The sequence below is a fragment of the Photorhabdus sp. RM96S genome, assembly GCF_042879335.1.
In the GTDB taxonomy this organism is placed as follows: Bacteria; Pseudomonadota; Gammaproteobacteria; order Enterobacterales; family Enterobacteriaceae; genus Photorhabdus; species Photorhabdus kayaii.
Genome location: NZ_JBHFKT010000014.1, coordinates 1 through 17,176 on the forward strand (window position 1 = coordinate 1; position 17,176 = coordinate 17,176).

19 protein-coding genes and 1 pseudogene are annotated in these 17,176 nt (G+C 44.8%); 9 read left to right on the forward strand and 11 right to left on the reverse strand.

The window, feature by feature from the left end:
* Positions 1 to 129: CHC2 zinc finger domain-containing protein (locus ACGF49_RS10190; RefSeq protein ID WP_387490887.1), on the reverse strand; the 129-nt coding region annotated here is incomplete at its 3' end.
* Positions 130 to 250: 121 nt separating this feature from the next.
* Between ACGF49_RS10190 and ACGF49_RS10195 the strand changes: the two genes are divergently transcribed.
* The 3 genes from ACGF49_RS10195 to ACGF49_RS10205 all read left to right on the forward strand — a co-directional run bounded on the left by ACGF49_RS10195 (position 251) and on the right by ACGF49_RS10205 (position 1,261).
* Positions 251 to 655 carry a helix-turn-helix domain-containing protein gene (locus ACGF49_RS10195; RefSeq protein WP_046973910.1) on the forward strand — a complete coding sequence of 135 codons (405 nt, stop codon included), beginning with the start codon at positions 251 to 253 and terminating at the stop codon, positions 653 to 655.
* Positions 656 to 728: 73 nt separating this feature from the next.
* On the forward strand, positions 729 to 1,049 hold the full coding sequence (locus ACGF49_RS10200) for a SymE family type I addiction module toxin (protein ID WP_387490805.1): 321 nt from the start codon (positions 729 to 731) through the stop codon (positions 1,047 to 1,049).
* 14 nt (positions 1,050 to 1,063) lie between these two features.
* Positions 1,064 to 1,261: a hypothetical protein gene (locus tag ACGF49_RS10205; RefSeq protein ID WP_387490808.1), complete on the forward strand. Its 198-nt coding sequence runs from the start codon at positions 1,064 to 1,066 to the stop codon at positions 1,259 to 1,261.
* A 48-nt stretch (positions 1,262 to 1,309) separates the two neighbouring features.
* Here ACGF49_RS10205 and ACGF49_RS10210 read toward each other — a convergent pair whose 3' ends face one another.
* From ACGF49_RS10210 to ACGF49_RS10245, 8 genes and pseudogenes are all read right to left on the reverse strand, one after another.
* Positions 1,310 to 1,702 carry an immunity 50 family protein gene (locus ACGF49_RS10210; protein ID WP_387490811.1) on the reverse strand — a complete coding sequence of 131 codons (393 nt, stop codon included), beginning with the start codon at positions 1,700 to 1,702 and terminating at the stop codon, positions 1,310 to 1,312.
* 9 nt (positions 1,703 to 1,711) lie between these two features.
* The gene (locus ACGF49_RS10215; protein WP_387490813.1) at positions 1,712 to 3,781 is read right to left on the reverse strand and encodes an HNH/endonuclease VII fold putative polymorphic toxin; all 2,070 of its coding nucleotides are present in this window, start codon (positions 3,779 to 3,781) and stop codon (positions 1,712 to 1,714) included.
* Positions 3,782 to 4,373: 592 nt separating this feature from the next.
* A complete protein-coding gene (gene degS, locus ACGF49_RS10220; protein WP_262978287.1) occupies positions 4,374 to 5,435 on the reverse strand; it encodes an outer membrane-stress sensor serine endopeptidase DegS in 1,062 nt (353 codons plus the stop codon).
* 1,444 nt (positions 5,436 to 6,879) lie between these two features.
* Positions 6,880 to 7,059 (reverse strand): annotated as a pseudogene (locus ACGF49_RS10225) (AbrB family transcriptional regulator).
* Positions 7,060 to 7,127: 68 nt separating this feature from the next.
* Positions 7,128 to 8,504 carry a serine endoprotease DegQ gene (gene degQ, locus ACGF49_RS10230; RefSeq protein ID WP_113043944.1) on the reverse strand — a complete coding sequence of 459 codons (1,377 nt, stop codon included), beginning with the start codon at positions 8,502 to 8,504 and terminating at the stop codon, positions 7,128 to 7,130.
* Between the two features lie 236 nt (positions 8,505 to 8,740).
* Positions 8,741 to 9,145, reverse strand: a complete 405-nt coding sequence (gene zapG / locus ACGF49_RS10235) for a Z-ring associated protein ZapG (RefSeq protein ID WP_113043966.1) — start codon at positions 9,143 to 9,145, stop codon at positions 8,741 to 8,743.
* Positions 9,146 to 9,236: 91 nt separating this feature from the next.
* Positions 9,237 to 9,449, reverse strand: coding sequence for a hypothetical protein (locus ACGF49_RS10240; RefSeq protein ID WP_146748132.1), 213 nt, complete (start codon positions 9,447 to 9,449; stop codon positions 9,237 to 9,239).
* A gap of 47 nt (positions 9,450 to 9,496) precedes the next feature.
* Positions 9,497 to 10,693, reverse strand: a complete 1,197-nt coding sequence (locus ACGF49_RS10245) for an RNA-guided endonuclease TnpB family protein (protein WP_113043945.1) — start codon at positions 10,691 to 10,693, stop codon at positions 9,497 to 9,499.
* 22 nt (positions 10,694 to 10,715) lie between these two features.
* Between ACGF49_RS10245 and tnpA the strand changes: the two genes are divergently transcribed.
* The 6 genes from tnpA to sspB all read left to right on the forward strand — a co-directional run bounded on the left by tnpA (position 10,716) and on the right by sspB (position 14,952).
* A complete protein-coding gene (gene tnpA / locus ACGF49_RS10250; RefSeq protein WP_113043946.1) occupies positions 10,716 to 11,132 on the forward strand; it encodes an IS200/IS605 family transposase in 417 nt (138 codons plus the stop codon).
* Between the two features lie 105 nt (positions 11,133 to 11,237).
* Entirely contained in the window at positions 11,238 to 12,371 is a 1,134-nt protein-coding gene (gene zapE, locus ACGF49_RS10255) for a cell division protein ZapE (protein WP_113043947.1), read from the forward strand.
* A gap of 253 nt (positions 12,372 to 12,624) precedes the next feature.
* Entirely contained in the window at positions 12,625 to 13,053 is a 429-nt protein-coding gene (gene rplM, locus ACGF49_RS10260) for a 50S ribosomal protein L13 (protein ID WP_112878885.1), read from the forward strand.
* Positions 13,054 to 13,068: 15 nt separating this feature from the next.
* Positions 13,069 to 13,461: a 30S ribosomal protein S9 gene (rpsI, locus tag ACGF49_RS10265; protein WP_011148146.1), complete on the forward strand. Its 393-nt coding sequence runs from the start codon at positions 13,069 to 13,071 to the stop codon at positions 13,459 to 13,461.
* 330 nt (positions 13,462 to 13,791) lie between these two features.
* A complete protein-coding gene (gene sspA, locus ACGF49_RS10270) occupies positions 13,792 to 14,433 on the forward strand; it encodes a stringent starvation protein SspA (RefSeq protein WP_058589205.1) in 642 nt (213 codons plus the stop codon).
* A 3-nt stretch (positions 14,434 to 14,436) separates the two neighbouring features.
* Positions 14,437 to 14,952: a ClpXP protease specificity-enhancing factor gene (gene sspB, locus ACGF49_RS10275; protein ID WP_113043948.1), complete on the forward strand. Its 516-nt coding sequence runs from the start codon at positions 14,437 to 14,439 to the stop codon at positions 14,950 to 14,952.
* Positions 14,953 to 15,004: 52 nt separating this feature from the next.
* Here sspB and ACGF49_RS10280 read toward each other — a convergent pair whose 3' ends face one another.
* Both ACGF49_RS10280 and ACGF49_RS10285 read right to left on the reverse strand, forming a co-directional pair.
* Entirely contained in the window at positions 15,005 to 15,511 is a 507-nt protein-coding gene (locus tag ACGF49_RS10280) for a hypothetical protein (protein WP_113043949.1), read from the reverse strand.
* A gap of 238 nt (positions 15,512 to 15,749) precedes the next feature.
* On the reverse strand, positions 15,750 to 17,168 hold the full coding sequence (locus tag ACGF49_RS10285) for a glutamate synthase small subunit (RefSeq protein ID WP_113043950.1): 1,419 nt from the start codon (positions 17,166 to 17,168) through the stop codon (positions 15,750 to 15,752).
* Positions 17,169 to 17,176: the final 8 nt, after the last annotated feature.

Consider the following 17,176-nt stretch of genomic DNA (forward strand, 5'->3'; position numbering starts at 1 on the left):
ATGGAACGGGCACAGCAGTACATAATCTTTGCCGCGTTTAAAGAGCTGTCGCCCCTGTTGCTCCACCACGGCGACTAAGGAGACGGCGGCTTTCAGGTGCTGTAATTCTGCGTCGGGTATCCGTGCCATGTTGTTGACTCCTAAATCCTGTCAAGATTTAAATTGACTCTTAATTGGATTTATTTATAATCCTTTTAGGAGTTACTTGCAACCCCTAATTCAGACAAGCCCTTACACTAACGGAGTCACTATGCAAACAGAGTTTTTGATTATGCAAAATGCTGAACTCCGCAAAGAGTTTGGGGTACGTCTCAAGGCGCTACGTAAGCAGAAGGGATGGCCTCAGAAAGAACTGGCTGGGAAAGTTGAGATCCGTTTTCAACAACTGAACAAGTACGAGAGCGGACTTAACATACCTCCCGCTGAGATGATGGTTAAGCTGGCTGATGTGTTAGGGGTCACGGTGGATTATCTGCTGACAGGCAATCCTGTTGAAGATTCACCGTTGGCTAACTCTCGATTATTTAGGCGTTTTCAGGTTCTGGAGCAACTGGCACAGGAAGATCAGGAAACAGTTATCAAGATCATTGATGCCATGATTGCCAAGCAACGTATGGAGTCTGCATTGCTGCCCGTTGATGAACCGGAGGGATAAAAATAGCGCGGCGCTGATGTGTTGAGACCACACCAACGCCGCTCACCACAAGCAACTAAAAGAGGTAGTTACTATGGCTAAGGAGCATTCTAAAGCAGAAGCAGCGATAAATAAAGCTGTGAAAACAGAACGTTATTACACTGTGGGCTATGTGCCGAACGGGAACAGAGTCAACAACGCCACACCGGCGATACATCTGAAGGGGCAGTGGCTGAGACAGGCGGGGTTTAATACTGGCGGCCAGATTACGGTGAAGGTGATGGATGGCTGTTTGGTGCTCATTCCTGACAGTGAAGCTACACAACAACAGCATCAGCAGTACCAGCGGCAACAGGCCCAACTGCGGGAGATTAAACAGCAGGTGCAGGCGTTGATAATCGGTTTTGCGGGTTAAGGGGAGAGCATGAGATGACGATAGCCATTGAACATTTGCAGGACATTCAGTTAACCCACATTGAAGCGCTGGCCTTAGCCCAACTGGTTAAGCGGCTGAACTGGTCTGAGATACGGGCGTGCGCGGTGAATGATGAGGAAGCGTATCAGATTAAAGATGCCATCGGTAAGCTTCAATCTGCTCTGGCTTACCGTGGGTATGCACCACGGTAGATCATGAAAAGGCCGGAAGATCTCGAAGGATCTTTCCGGCTATTTATATTATTTAGTCCATCGTACATCCCAATGCGGTGTAATATCCTCTATTACCATTGTTCTGGTAGAACAATGGAGGTAAAAGTCATTATTTTTTATTGTAATTTCTGTTTTTTCCCTCGTTGATTCAATAATGGGGGCACACTCAAATGCAACTCCTCCCCCATTAATTTCCAATACAGAAACATCAATACATGTCAATGTGATCATAAAACAATTAAACTTTTTCCTCTTCCATTTCTCTGGAATAACTTTTGGTATATTTCTGCTACAGAAAAAAAGTTTTAATCTAGATGTGTCATAATATAAAAATTGTTCAAATTCAACATGTTCCATCGATAGTTCATTATTAAACATGAACTTAATTTTTTCTTTAAAAATAGCATGATCAAACCACATTTATTTGCCTCAAGGAAAATTATAATGTTCTGGTAATCCATCGACACTTTTGTTTCTAAATCCATCTCCAGACGCAGGATTATATTCTCTAGGATTAAAATGAGGCCCCTGATTTCCAGGAGTCCCTGGTGGGCCATATATATGCCCTGCTGAATGTTCCTGTATTACTATTTTGGAGCCATCTGGACGAGTAAAATGATATTCTCTTGACGAAAGAGGATTGTGATTAGCATCCATTATTTGACGATCACTTCTATCGGTTAACGGAACTTTTTTAGTGGCATTAGGGTGTTGATTCATTGGTATTCCCGCATCTCTTTTTGCTGCTCTAAGCGCTGCTTTTCTGGAATTAAATTGGGCATTACACCCAGCAAGACCCAGCGGATCTATCCACGACACCGGATTAGGCACGTACGCATACAGGTTCAGACCCCCTGCTAATCCTATCGGGTCATGCCAGCGGGTCATGTTCCCCTGCGGCGTGTATTCATGCCACAGGTGGTGAAACTGAAAGGTGTCACATTCCGCCAGATACCCTGGGTTATCATAGCGGCAGGTCACCAGCCGCTGGCGCTGTGCGGCGTGCAGCCAGTCAATGGCCGTGAGCTGCTGGTGTTCGTAGTGCAGCGCCAGGGTCGTGGTGTCGGCATGGACCAGGCGGGTCAGGCGGTGGTGTTCATCGTAATGAAAGACGGTCTGGTTGCCGTTGCGGTCCTCTATCAGGGACAGGCGGCGTTTATCCCCCTGGACCTCGGCAAAACTCAGTATCTGCTGGGCGCGGCGGTTGAACAGGCGCAGCTCGCCGTCGCGTTGCCCGTACAGCAGGTAATGGCCGGCATGCAGGTTGACCGAGAAGACGTTTTCCGCCGGGGTATGGAAGGTGTAAATCACCCCTTCGCCGTCGGTGAAATGAGTCTCCTCGCCGTCGCGGCGCAGGTGCTGCGACCAGTCATCGGCCCATTTGGGGCCGAACAGCCCGGCCAGGGCGGCGGTGGAGCGGTAAGTCCGGTTCAGGGTCAGCGGCAATACCCCCGGCAGGGCCAGCACCGGCCAGACCTGTAGGAAGTCGCCGGTCGCCACGTCTACCGGCTCGCCGGCTTTGCTACAGAGCTGACGGTTACAGCCGGTTTTTTTCACCGACGGGGTGGGTTCCGCCCCGGATTTGGCTTTGCCGCCGTTGCCTTTCCGGCCAAGCGGCAGCGGGAGCAGGCCGGCAATGGCGACCAGCCAGCGCAGGTCTTTGTTGTTGGCGGTCAGGATAGTCAGGGCATCACCGGTTTGCGGGGTGATGGCAATTGAGGCGGCAGCGCTGTTGATATTGGCGTCACAGGTGGTGCGGTGGCCCAGCCGGGCAATGGGCTTGCCATTGGCAAACACCGTTTTCGCGCCTTCGGCAATCACCACCGGGCCGGGGTGGTCGCTGCACATAATTTTGTCCCCCTGACGGGCCACCGGCTGACCTTCAAAAAAGACGTCCGGCGAGCCTTCGACAATTTGGCCCTTATTCGCCCCATATTGCCCGAGTGCCGCGCCCACGGCCGAGACCAGTCCGCCGACAAAACCGCCTGCCAGCCCGGCCGCCGCCCCGGCCACCACGGCCATCGCCAGGCCGCCGGTCGCCACAATTAACCCGCCGACGGCCACCGCCGCCAGCGCGCCGAGCACCACGCCGCCCAGCGCGCCCCATAATCCGGCGCTTTTATTCTGGTGGGCAATCGCATCCCCCAGGCGGGCCGGGGCCTGGCCTTCGGTGGCGACGGTACTCTGGCCAAAAAAACCCATCACGCCATGGGTGAGGCTTTCGCCGATATCATTGCCTATCTGCGCCCCCAGTTTCCCGGCGGCCACCCCGGCGACCAGCGGGAGGGCGGCGGGAGCGCCGCCCACCGCAACGGTATACGTTATCGCCGCCGCCAGCGAATGACGCTGAAAATCCTCACTTTCCAGATAATTCAGCGCCGTATCGGCCGAAGCGCTGCCTTCGGTCGGTGGCGGAGCATTTCCCGCGGCGGTCGTCTCTGGTCTGGTTGCGCGCTGCGCGGCGCCGGCCCCCAGCCAGGCCATCATCAATACACTCATGACCCCTCCCGGACACTATTGTGGGTTATCATCCCGGCGGGGCTGAAACGAGGTCATGATAGTGAGCCGCTGTTTTAGCTGGATTGAGGGCTTGTTGCATGTTAGACCGCCAGCGCTTTGAGCACTCAGGCGGTCAGAGATTTGTTCGGCGCTAAATCGCCTGCATTGGTTTTTTTGGAATGACATCACGCTTCCCTTATCATTTTTGAGGTTTACAACGCACAGCACAGTTGCCCGGCATGCGGCGCATAGTTATAAGCTACCCAAGGGTTAAAGAACCTCGGGCAAGTTACGTCAGAACTATAAAGGCGCTAGCAGTCTGTTGTTGATGGTCTTATTGATAACCTGTATTGAACAGGCAACATCGGGGATATTCCATTGCTGCTTAAGAGTACAGTTAAGATAACTAATAAGTCGTTTTATTTGTTTAATATCCAATCAAGAACATATAATAAAAAATTCATGTTGTCCCGTCTGTTTGGGTGATGAACATTTGATTAACATTAATAAATGTGATGTGTGTCGCAAAAGTTTTTTTAAACTAAACCAGCAGCGTTAATCAAAAATCCGATTTAAGTGAAGCTCAGATTAATTAATATTCATCAAATTCTTCAATGGTCACTTGCAGCGATAACAATTTCCCATTGCGCAATAAAGTGACAGGAACAACGCTGCCGGGGCGTATTTCAGCGACTTGATCCATTGTTTCAACCGCAGAAATAGCGGGTTTGTTATTGACACTGGTAATGATATCACCCACTTTAATACTGGCTTTTTGCGCTGGCCCGTTTGCAGTCACCTGAAATACTCGTAATCCCTGAATCTGGTTAATATTGCCGTTAGAAGAGCGAATATGTGGCAGCTCTTGTGACGTTATGCCGATAAAACCCCGGATAACCCGTCCGTCACGGATAAGTTTTTGCATAATTTTAGTGGCGAGTTCAGTCGGAATAGCAAACCCCAGTCCTTCTGGCGTTTCACCATTTTCACTTTTATCGAATGATAATGTATTGATACCCACCAGCTCACCAAGGGTGTTAATCAGCGCTCCGCCGGAGTTACCTTGATTAATGGAAGCATCAGTTTGGAGAAAGTTTTGGCGGCGGGTAGGGCTTAATCCAACGCGACCGGTAGCGCTAATAATCCCTTGAGTAATGGTTTGCCCCAAGTTGTAAGGGTTACCAATGGCTAGAACGACATCTCCCACATGCGCGACTCTATTTGGATTAATCGTTATGACAGGCAGGTTCTCGGCATTAATTTTCAGGACAGCAAGATCCGTTAAGCTATCAGAACCTATGACCAGAGCTTCATAAAAATGACCGTCTTGCAGTGCAACAATAATTTGTCCTGCATTATTAATGACGTGTTTATTGGTAAGGATGTAGCCCTTATCGCTCATGATGACGCCGGAACCAAGGGTATGGTTTTCCCGACCTTGATGAGAAAAACTCCCCATGTTGCTGCTGTAGACGTTAACCACGGCGGGCGCCGCCCTGCGGACACCTTTATTAAAGCTGAATGGAATTTCGTCATTACTGTTGCTGGTAATTGCAGATATCAGCCCGCTAGGGCGCAGCGATGGAATGGTAATTAGCAAAATTACAGCTACAAGTAATCCTAAAAAAGCAGAGCGCAGCAACTTGGCAATCATGGGTATTATTCAGTGTGAGTTGATGAGTCATGGCAGGATAACATAGAAATTAACAGACACCGCATTATGCTGTATCTACTTTTAGCGCTTCGATTATCACTATTGAGTTTTCATTAATCATAAAACGAAAAAATTTGTACTGACAGTTTACGAGGGTATTAAACTTTTTTTATCGCATTTTGCTACAACCGGAGGGGTTTTAACGCTGTTTTCACTATCTTTAACTTTTCGTTTTAGCGCTTTTTATTTACTTCGTCATGTTGAGATTCACTCAGATTAAATCATGTGAGGTGTCGTTTTTCATATCGTTTGAAAGCAAGGCGTGACAGAAATTTTCACTCATTCAGGTAAGATAAGGTACGCTTTATCTGCATATGATAAAACAGTCGTTAAAAAACCGTTTATGGTCTATCAGTGTAGTTTTAAAATCTGGAAAAAATAGTAAGCGTATTATGAAAAAACAGGTAAAAACTTTAATCATTAAAGGTGAAAATAAGTGATTAAGGCTTTTTTAAAATGGGTAAAAAATTCGACGTTATACTGGCATTGTAAGAGAAAACATCAGGAAAAACCGGTCTTGAATTGATTAATAAAGTGACAGCGTTAATCCAATAATAAGAATAAAAATATTTAAATAACGTTTCGTAATTATGCTACACATAGCCTTCTTCAACCCATTGTTATACATAGAATTATGAGTGGTATAAGATGTAGCACTATTTTGAAATCTTATTTAACAGGATTAACCAAATTAAGCTAATGTGCTTAAATAAGTGGTTTTGTATGGGTTGTAAGGCGTTTATGAAAAACAGAGTCAATCATTAAAGAAAATCGATAAACCTTTAGGTTGACTAGATTAGCAGTATTAAATATTGAGCTTAAATACTATTAGCATATCTGCTCTGGTTTTAAAGTTGAAGAGTTAAATACGGGAAAAGAGAAAACCTAAACATCAGTTTAATGAAAGTGGGAAAGTTAAATACGTATCAGGAAACGAAAAATCATTAGGTTTATAAAAACTGCTTAATCAAAACCATCTATTGGATGCATTTTTGCTTTAAAAAATAGGAAAACCCCAGGAATGATAATTGTTTTACAGATGCCATCTTTTTTAACATGGTTAACTTTCTCTTTTTACTTGTATTTCCAGTTATTAGTGAATGCAAGCATTTTTTATCGGTAATTAACTCATCTGAGGATTTAAAAAGTAGGTATCCCATTAATGCCAACTTTTTAAAAAGTGCAGAGTAAATAAATATGCTCTATTCTTTACTATGAACATTTAAAAGTGAGAATGCAGAGAAATTAAAGGTTTTATGTGAAAGTAAAAGGCGGATTTAACTCAATGATGCATTTTTTATAAGAACAGTTAATTACATTTAATCAAATGCTATTAACCATTAACAGAAAGAGGCAACTTGAAAGATGACGGGTATATATTTTTTCATAACTTAACGCGTCCTTCTTCCATAATATCCAGCCGTTCGGTTAAAAAGCCAGAGTTAGCTTTTTCTTGTTACAAAAAGGAATTCCAACAGGATTTAACCGGCCGCAGAATAATGATATCGTCTTCACGAATAATCTCCAATTCGTTTACTCCCTCGAAATCGAGGTCGCGAGGGATATCAGCGACTTAAGACACAGCTTTATGCTGTGTCTTAAATGGAATGAGATCGATTTTTACTAAAAGTATTAATTTCTCAGTAACAGATAGATACTCTCTTCTCCGCGAAGGATGTTCAGCGCTATGACGGGTGGTTTAGAATCAATAACTTTGCGCAGTTCATTAATATTCTGTACCCGTTCATTATTGATCCCAACAATCAGGTCATTTTTCTGTAAGCCAGATAACGCCGCCGGTGAGTTTTGAGCAACACTATCGATTTTCACACCGTAAGTCCCTTTCACTTCACCATTGCTTAGGGTTGCACCTTGCAGGGCAAGAGTTAGATTTCCGGCTTTGGTTGTTTGACCTTCACTGTTTTCCAGCGTAACAGAAACCTCCATTGGCTTACCTTTACGCAATAAACCAATTTTAATTTCTTTACCTGGTATCGTTGTGCCGATTTTGGCTTTCAGTTCAGCAAAGCTACTAATCTTCTTACCGTCAACGGAAATAAGAATATCGCCGGATTTAATACCTGCTTTCGCTGCTGCGGATTTTGGTAATACTTCACTGACAAATGCTCCGCGCTGGGCGTCAATATTGAATGCCTTAGCGATATCGGAATTCATTTCAGTGCCTTTAATACCGAGAATACCGCGTTTTACTTCACCATGCGCGATAAGCTGCTCGCTCAGGGTTTTTGCCATATTACTTGGGATAGCAAAGCCGATACCGATGTTACCACCACCTGGGGCTAGAATAGCGGTATTGATACCGATTAATTCACCATTCAAATTAACCAGTGCGCCACCGGAGTTGCCACGGTTAATAGAGGCATCTGTTTGGATGAAGTTTTCCAATCCTTCCAGATTCAAACCGCTACGCCCTAACGCAGAGATAATGCCGGAAGTTGCAGTTTGACCAAGGCCAAATGGATTACCAACTGCAACAGCGAAATCACCAACTCGGAGCTTATCAGAATCGGCCATAGTAATTGCAGTTAAATTCTTAGCATCTTTCAGTTGCAGTAAGGCAATATCGGTCTGAGGATCGCGGCCTAATAATTTGGCTTCATATTCGCGGCCATCATTCAATTGCACACGGATTTTATCTGCATTTTCAATAACGTGATTGTTGGTTAATATATAACCTTTGGCAGCGTCAATGATGACACCTGAACCAAGCCCTTGGAATGGGCGGGTACTTTCACGGCCCATGGGTAGATTTGGACCAAAGAAGAATCTGAATTCTTCAGGTATACTCTGTTCCTGTTGTACCTGCGTACCAGAGACATGCACGCTGACAACGGCTGGCAGGACTTTTTCAAGCATCGGTGCGAGGCTTGGCAACGCCTGACCGGCGATAGCAGCAGGCAAAGCAGCCTGGCTAATCGTAGGGACAGAAATTGTAGACAATCCGATACTGATTGCTAATGCACTAAGGAATAAGTGTTTTCTTTTCATCTAATTTTGTTCTCTTGTATACCTAAGCCGAAGGCTAACTGAGTTAATTCTGGCAAGCTGCCATGATTACTCTATGACTGTTAATTATTAAATAAAGTTCATCGGGCAAACAGATTTAGCATGATTCTTTACAGGTATTTACATGATTGAAAAACAAAAAAACAAAACTTGTAGGTAGATAATAGCTTTTACATTTGAATTAATGCTGTGGCACACGATGTGCCACAGCAGGGTATTTACTGGTTTTTTTCATTCATCGGACGAAACAGGCCGGAAGCGCTATCGGAATAATCTCTTGGTGGCATTTTAACCGGAGATTGATCATTATCCGCTTCTGACTCAGTCAATCGATAATTAAATGGATTTTCTTGTGCTGGCATATTTGGCATCAGTTCATGAGAGCTTTTAGCCATATGTTGATATAACTGACGATAATCGCGAGCCATATTGTCGAGTAATTCTGCGCTACGGGCAAAATGACCAACTAATTCTTTACGGTACTCTTCCAGTTCTGATTTATTATTCTCCAATTCAGTTTGTAAGGCTTTCTGCTGGCGCAGCTTAGTGTTACCAAAACGCATAACTAGCGCTCCGATAGCAAAACCAACCACCAATCCAATCAGTGCATACTCCCAAGTCATAGCTACTCCTTCATCGACATCGTTGTTCCGCAGAATGTTTCACTTAATTATCGTCACTATAACCGTTAATCTAGTTAGAGTGGAATATTGATCATGATTTACATTTGCTTGTATACCCGTCATCTTTCAAGTTGCCTCTTTGTTGGCTGCGCTCACTCACCCCGGTCTCATCGTTCTCTATGCTCTCGGGGATTCGCTCCCTTGCCGTCGCGATGCATCTTGAAATCCATAGGGTATAGATCTTATTGTGGACCTTAATTGTAGACAATTGATCCGATAATAAGGTCAATCTGAATCTTGACATCCTCCCCGCCCAAAGGACGAGGATTCCTACTATGTTCAGACCGAAGTCTAAATCATTTCGGTGGGTTCCTGCTTCAACGGGCGGTCTGACTGCACCCTCCCTCCACAGGCAAGCACGGCATGCCCTGCCGCTAAAATATTGCGCGTTCCGTTGATATCGGCGTTTGCGGTATAGCCACATGCCTGACACTCGAATTTATTCTGTGACTGGCGGTTTTCTTTTGCGGTATGACCACAGCAAGCACATTGTTGACTGGTATAGGCTGGCGCTATGGCTAATACCTGACCTCCGCGCCAGAGCTGCTTATACTCAAGCTGACGGCGCATTTCATACCAGCCCTGATCCAGTATCGCGCGGTTTAAGCCTGATTTTGCTCGTACATTGCGTCCAGGCTGTTCTGTCGTTCCTTTCGCCGATTTTGACAGGTTTCTGACCTTCAAGTCCTCCATGACTATCATTGCGTGGTTTTTGCTGATTGTCGTGGTGACTTTATGAAGATAGTCCTTGCGTATGTTGGCTATATGGGCGTGCAGTTTCTGAATTTTTCGTTTCTGTTTCTGCCAGTTAGCGCTGAACTTCACTTTTCGGCTTAACTGACGCTGGAGTCTCGCCAGCTTATGCAGGCTGGTTTTAAAACTGTTTACAGGCTCGTATACCGTGCCATCTGAAAGGGTGGCCAGTTTTGCTACCCCCGCATCAAGCCCCACCATTGATGAGGATTCATGCCGGGGCTCTGTCGTCTCATACTCTGTCTGGAGGCTGGCGTACCATCTGCCGCATGACTGGCTGACGGTGACGTTCTTCACTTCACTGATGACTTCACGGCTGCTGTGATAGCGTAGCCAGCCCAGCCTGGGAAGAAAAATACGGCTGTTGGCCTGATCCAGTTTGACACCCTGTGGATAGCGGAAAGCATCGTGACATCCCCGCTTTTTGAAACGGGGAAACGCGGCTCGCTTTTGAAAGCAGTTTTTGTAGGCTCGCTCCAGATCTTTAAGAGACTGCTGCAAGGGCTGTGATGGGGCGTCTTTAAGCCATGGTGTCTCGGTGTCAGATTTCCATGCAATGAGCCATGATGCCATTTTTGGATAGGGAATGTACTTATTTCCCGATTCAGAGTTTTCATTTTGGTGAGCCAAAGCCCGATTGAAAACAAAACGACAAGCTCCAGCGAAGCGTCGCATATCACGCTCCTGCTGACCATTGGGTCTTAACTGGAATTTGAAGGCTTGTAATCGTTTCATCCCCGCCATTATACTTTGGTCTATGAAAAATGAAACGGATATTCGCCGTGGAAGACACTGTATTTTCCTGATGCACGTCCACTTGGTATTTGTCACAAAATACAGGCGAAAAATATTTGATCAGGATGCGATTGAAAAGCTACGAGGCTATTTTGCCCGTGTCTGTGCCGATTTTGCTGTTGAACTGGTTGAAATGGATGGCGAACAAGATCATGTTCACCTGCTAATTAATTACCCCCCTAAATTGGCAGTATCTAATCTGGTTAACAGCCTCAAAGGGGTATCGAGTCGATTGCTTCGCCGAGATCGTCCTGATATTGCACAGCGCTATTACTACAAAGGTGTTCTTTGGACACCGAGTTATTTTGCGGGTAGTTGTGGCGGGGCGCCAATATCAATCATTCGCCAATACATTGAGCAACAGCAAACACCGAGTTAGTCTGAATACCGCGCCTTATATCACCGCCCTGAAGGACCGGGGTTTTACGGCGCATCGGATAAAAACGATAAAAAACGGGCGATTATTTTAAGGATTGTTATTGTTATGCCATCATTGACTACCCCTTCATCATATTATCAACAAGCCCTTTCTGAGGGTAAATACCAACCAGATGATGTTCAGCGCCAAGTTGTAGCGCAATTGGATACCATTCACAATACTCTGATTAATGCTTCTCCCAGTAATCCCGTGAGGCGACAAAGCTTGAAAAGGCGTCTGAGTAAACTGTTAGGAAAGCAGGCTTCAATGAGCTGTGCGCCTGTTCAAGGGCTTTATATGTGGGGGGGCGTGGGTAGAGGGAAAACTTGGTTAATGGATATGTTTTACCAGAGTTTACCCGGTGAAAGAAAACTACGCTTGCATTTCCATCGTTTTATGCTGCGGGTACATGAAGAATTAAAGGTATTGCAAGGGCATGAAAATCCGCTGGATATTGTGGCTGATGGTTTTAAAACGGAAACAGATGTACTTTGCTTTGATGAATTTTTTGTCTCCGATATTACTGATGCGATGATTCTTGGTACATTGTTGGAAGCGCTGTTTGTCAGGGGGATTACCTTGATTGCAACGTCAAATATTCCTCCTGATGAACTCTATCGTAATGGTTTACAGAGAGCTCGCTTTTTGCCTGCTATTGAGCAGATCAAAAAATATTGTGACGTGATGAATGTGGATTCGGGTATTGACTATCGGTTGCGCACGTTGACTCAAGCTCATCTCTATTTCACACCGCTGAATGAAGATAATGAACGCGCGATGGATCAAATGTTTATTCTTTTGACCGGTAATAATAGTAGAGAACAAGCCTCTGTATTGGAAATTAACCACCGGCAGATGCCCGCGATTCGTCATGCTGATGGTGTATTGGCAATTGGATTTAAAGTTTTGTGTGAAGATGCGCGTAGTCAGATGGATTACATTGTTTTATCAAAACTTTATCACACGGTTTTGTTATATCAGGTTCCGGCGATAATGCCGGGTAATGAAAATGCCGCTCGCCGTTTCCTGGCGCTGGTTGATGAATTTTACGAACGCCGGGTAAAATTGATAATTAATGCGGCGGTGCCGATGGAGCAAATTTACCAAGGGGTGTTGTTGGTTTTCGAATACCAGCGTTGCTTATCCCGTTTGCAAGAGATGCAAAGTGAAGAGTATCTGAAATTACCTCATTTACCTTAATTTTGTGTTTACCCGTATATTTCAGACTCAAAACTGATTTTAAATATTCAAATTGGGGTCGATTTTTATTTTTGACTTCTCTATAATCTTGCGACCCCACGTTACGGCAATGTTTTTTTCCCAAAAACTTGCAATAGTGCCGGCATAGGCTATTCGAAGGGGTAGGTTTGCTGGACAAGAGTCGTGTGAACCTCAGCAAGTTTCTGAACCTTGAGTGTTCACCAACGTGTAACTTATTATTGGGTAAGCTTTAATGAAAACTTTTACAGCTAAACCAGAGACCGTAAAACGCGACTGGTATGTTGTTGACGCAGATGGCAAAACTTTAGGCCGTCTTGCAACTGAAGTGGCTAGTCGTCTGCGCGGCAAGCATAAAGCGGAATACACTCCGCATGTTGATACCGGTGATTACATCATCATCGTTAATGCAGAAAAAGTTGCAGTCACCGGCAACAAGCGTTCTGATAAAATCTACTATCACCACACCGGTCATATCGGTGGTATTAAGCAAGCGACCTTTGAAGAGATGATTGCCCGCCGCCCTGAGCGTGTAATTGAAATCGCGGTTAAAGGCATGCTGCCAAAAGGGCCGCTGGGCCGTGCAATGTACCGTAAACTGAAAGTTTATGCAGGTAGCGAGCACAACCATGCGGCACAGCAACCGCAAGTTCTGGACATTTAATCGGGATTATAGGCAATGGCTGAAAATCAATACTACGGCACTGGTCGCCGCAAAAGCTCTTCCGCACGTGTCTTTATTAAGCCAGGTAGCGGTAATATCGTCATCAACAAACGCAGTCTTGAAGTTTACTTCGGCCGTGAAACAGCGCGCATGGTTGTTCGTCAGCCGCTGGAGTTGGTTGATATGTTGGGTAAACTGGATCTGTACATCACTGTTAAAGGTGGTGGTATTTCTGGTCAAGCAGGTGCAATCCGTCACGGTATCACCCGCGCACTGATGGCGTATGACGAAACTCTGCGTTCTGATCTTCGTAAAGCTGGCTTCGTTACCCGCGATGCTCGTGAAGTTGAACGTAAGAAGGTTGGTCTGCGTAAAGCACGTCGTCGTCCACAGTTCTCCAAACGTTAATTTTTTGTCTTTATGGCAATTATTTAATGTGCAAACCCGTCTTTGTGGCGGGTTTTTTACTTAATTATCCACACACTTCCCCCAAAATGTACAAAATCTGGTAAACTAGTGCCAATTTTTGCCTCATCCATTTGTCTGCCTACTATTTGAACGGTAGTAATTACGTTGAAACGGTAATGACTGCGTTGAAACGAGAGTCATTGTGTTGAGTAGCGCATTCCGTATTCACCGTTGTGACGTAGAAACATAAAGGATGAGAATGAATGAGTAAGAATAGTCGTGGTCGTGTGGGGCTATTCATTCCCTTTTTAGATAAACTTGGAGGTTTTCATGGCTGTCGCTGCCAACAAACGTTCGGTAATGACTCTGTTTTCAGGCCCGGCCGACATTTTTAGCCATCAAGTGCGAATTGTATTGGCGGAAAAAGGTGTCAGTGTTGAAGTTGAGCAGGTTGAGGCAGGTAACCTGCCACAGGACCTTATCGATCTGAACCCTTATCAGACAGTTCCGACTTTGGTTGATCGTGAGCTGACGCTATATGATTCCCGCATCATTATGGAATATCTGGATGAACGCTTTCCTCATCCACCATTAATGCCTGTGTATCCAGTTGCCCGTGGTTCCAGCCGTTTGATGATGCACCGCATCGAAAAAGACTGGTATTCCCTGATGCATACTATTGAGGAAGGCAATTCTCAAGAGGCCAATACTGCCCGTAAACGATTAGCAGAAGAGTTGCTAGCAGTGGCGCCAATATTTAAAGAGATGCCATTCTTTATGAGCGAAGAATTCAGTTTGGTTGATTGTTATCTTGCTCCTTTACTGTGGCGTTTGCCGGTATTGGGTATAGAATTACCGAGTTCTGGTACTAAAGATTTACAAATTTACATGCAGCGTGTCTTCGAGCGTGATGCATTCTTGGCTTCATTAACCGAAGCTGAACGTGAAATGCGCTTGCAATCCAGGAGCTGATTTATGGAGCTGTCTCAAATGTCTCCCCGTCGTCCTTATTTGTTGCGTGCTCACTACGAGTGGTTACTCGATAATGATATGACTCCGCATCTGGTTATAGACGTGACTTTACGTGGAGTTAATGTACCAATGGAATATGCCCGTGATGGGCAAATTGTGCTGAATATAGCGCCGAGAGCTGTTGGTAATCTTGAGTTAACCAATGATGAAGTACGCTTCAATGCCCGTTTTGGTGGCGTTCCCCGTCGGGTTAATGTACCGATGGCGGCAGTTATTGCGATTTATGGCCGTGAAAATGGGGCGGGAATGATGTTTGAGCCTGAAGCAGCTTATAAAGATGAATATCTTTTTAAATCCGCTTCAGATCAGGATAAGGCTGATACCTCTGCATCCGCGACAGATAATCTGGTATTAGTTACGGATGCATTGCCCGGTGCTGGAGATGATAATGGAGCTTCACCTGATGATGAGCCACCAAAACCGACGAGAGGGCGCCCTGCTTTACGGGTAGTAAAATAAGCGTTAAAAAGAGGGGGCGGTTTGCCTCCTTATTTTTTTTCAAATTCATTGATTAGAATTCTGTATTGTAGGCTTTTTCTAATTCCCAAAAACAATCTTCAGCTCTATTTTTAGCTTTGAAATCTGTGATAGCGCTTAAGCTCCTTTTAACCTTATTTACAAATTCTATTTTATTCTCTCTGGTCCCCAGTTCTGGTGGGATTGTGCAGATATCGGCCAATGATATATTGTTTTCTTTATCTACGTTAGCAAGGACTTCAGCAGGATTATTAATTAATGCTAAGGATAATGCGTAGTGAACTTCTTTGGCAAAACCTAGGTGTATGCTTTGCGTTAATTTAAAAGCCAGTTTTATCCATTTACTATCACCAGTAGAAATGTTGTGAGTGATTTCTTGTTTGGCTCCTATTTCACCTAATTCTGCCACTACAGAATTGGTACCTCTATTCATAATTTCTTTATTAATATTTTCAGATGTTAAGGGCTGTGATAAAGCAAGTGCTGTATGACTGATAAACAGCATTGGAGATAATAAAGTTAAGGTTTTTATTAGCTTCATTAATATTTCCAGTATTTATAGTTGAATAAGCATCGTGATATTTGTGTCGGTTAATTGGAATGTTTTATTTAAGACCCACACTAATGAGAATGAATATTCCAAAATATTATGTACGACAGTAATAAGTGTGGAATGTTCATTAAATTCACTTACTTTTTTGTGTAAGGGTAATCCAATTAATATAAGTTATCGAACTGATGATAGAAAGAGTTGGGAGCTGAAAAGCTCCCTTGGTTGATTAGATGTTGAGATAATCAAGAATGCCTTGCGCGGCTTTACGCCCCTCGGCAATTGCGGTTACAACGAGATCTGAGCCACGAACAGCATCTCCACCAGCAAATATCTGCGGATTGCTAGTTTGAAAGGGAGTGTCTGAGTACTCTGGTGCGACAATACGTCCTTGTTTATCCAAGGTTACTTGGTGATCACTTAGCCAGTTCATGGTATGTGGTTTAAAGCCGAATGCCATGATCACTGCATCGGCCTTAAGCAGGTGTTCCGATCCTGCGATAATTTCAGCTTGGCGGCGTCCATTTTCATCAGGTTGACCTAATTGAGTCCGTACCATTTTTATGCCACAAACTTGACCTGAATGGTTGATTTCAATCCTGACCGGTTGCAGATTAAACAGAAATTCCACACCTTCTTCCTTGGAATTTTTGACTTCACGCTGAGAGCCTGGCATGTTGATTTCGTCACGACGATAAGCACAGGTAACTGAAGCTGCTTTTTGGCGAATAGCCGTTCTGACACAATCCATTGCAGTATCACCGCCACCAAGCACCACGACCCGCTTACCTTGCATATTGATGAAAGGTTGCGATTGTAGGGCGGGATAACCCATCAAATGTCGGGTATTGGCAGTCAGAAATGGCAGCGCATCATAAACACCATCAGCATCTTCATTTGTCAGCCCCCCACGCATTGACTGATAGGTTCCTACACCAAGAAATACCGCATCAAACTGCTCAGTCAGTTCAGATAAGGCAATATCTTTGCCTATTTCAGTATTGAGCCGGAATTCAATTCCCATCTCAGAGAAAATTTCACGGCGGCGTATCATGACCTCTTTTTCCAGTTTAAACGCCGGTATGCCAAAGGTGAGTAATCCACCGATTTCCGGGTGACGATCAAAAACAACGGCTTGTACGCCATTACGAGTCAATACATCAGCACAAGCTAACCCAGCAGGGCCTGCACCAATAATCGCAACCTGTTTGCCCGTTGGCTGAACTTGTGACATATCGGGCTTCCAGCCCATAGCAATCGCTTTATCATTGATGTAGCGTTCAATATTACCAATGGTTACTGCACCGAACTCATCATTCAGAGTGCAAGCGCCTTCACAAAGGCGATCCTGTGGACAAACACGACCACAAACTTCCGGCAGGCTGTTTGTTTGATGGGATAAATCAGCCGCTTCCATAATACGTCCTTCATTGGCAAGTTTAAGCCAATTGGGAATGTAGTTATGAACGGGACATTTCCATTCGCAATAAGGGTTACCGCAAGAAAGGCAGCGATCAGCCTGTGTCTGTGCCTGAATGGCTGAAAATGGCTCATAGATTTCCACAAATTCTATTTTACGGATTTTCAACGGCTTTTTAGGCGGATCGACGCGTTGTAAGTCGATAAATTGATATACATTCTGGCTCATCTTGGCTC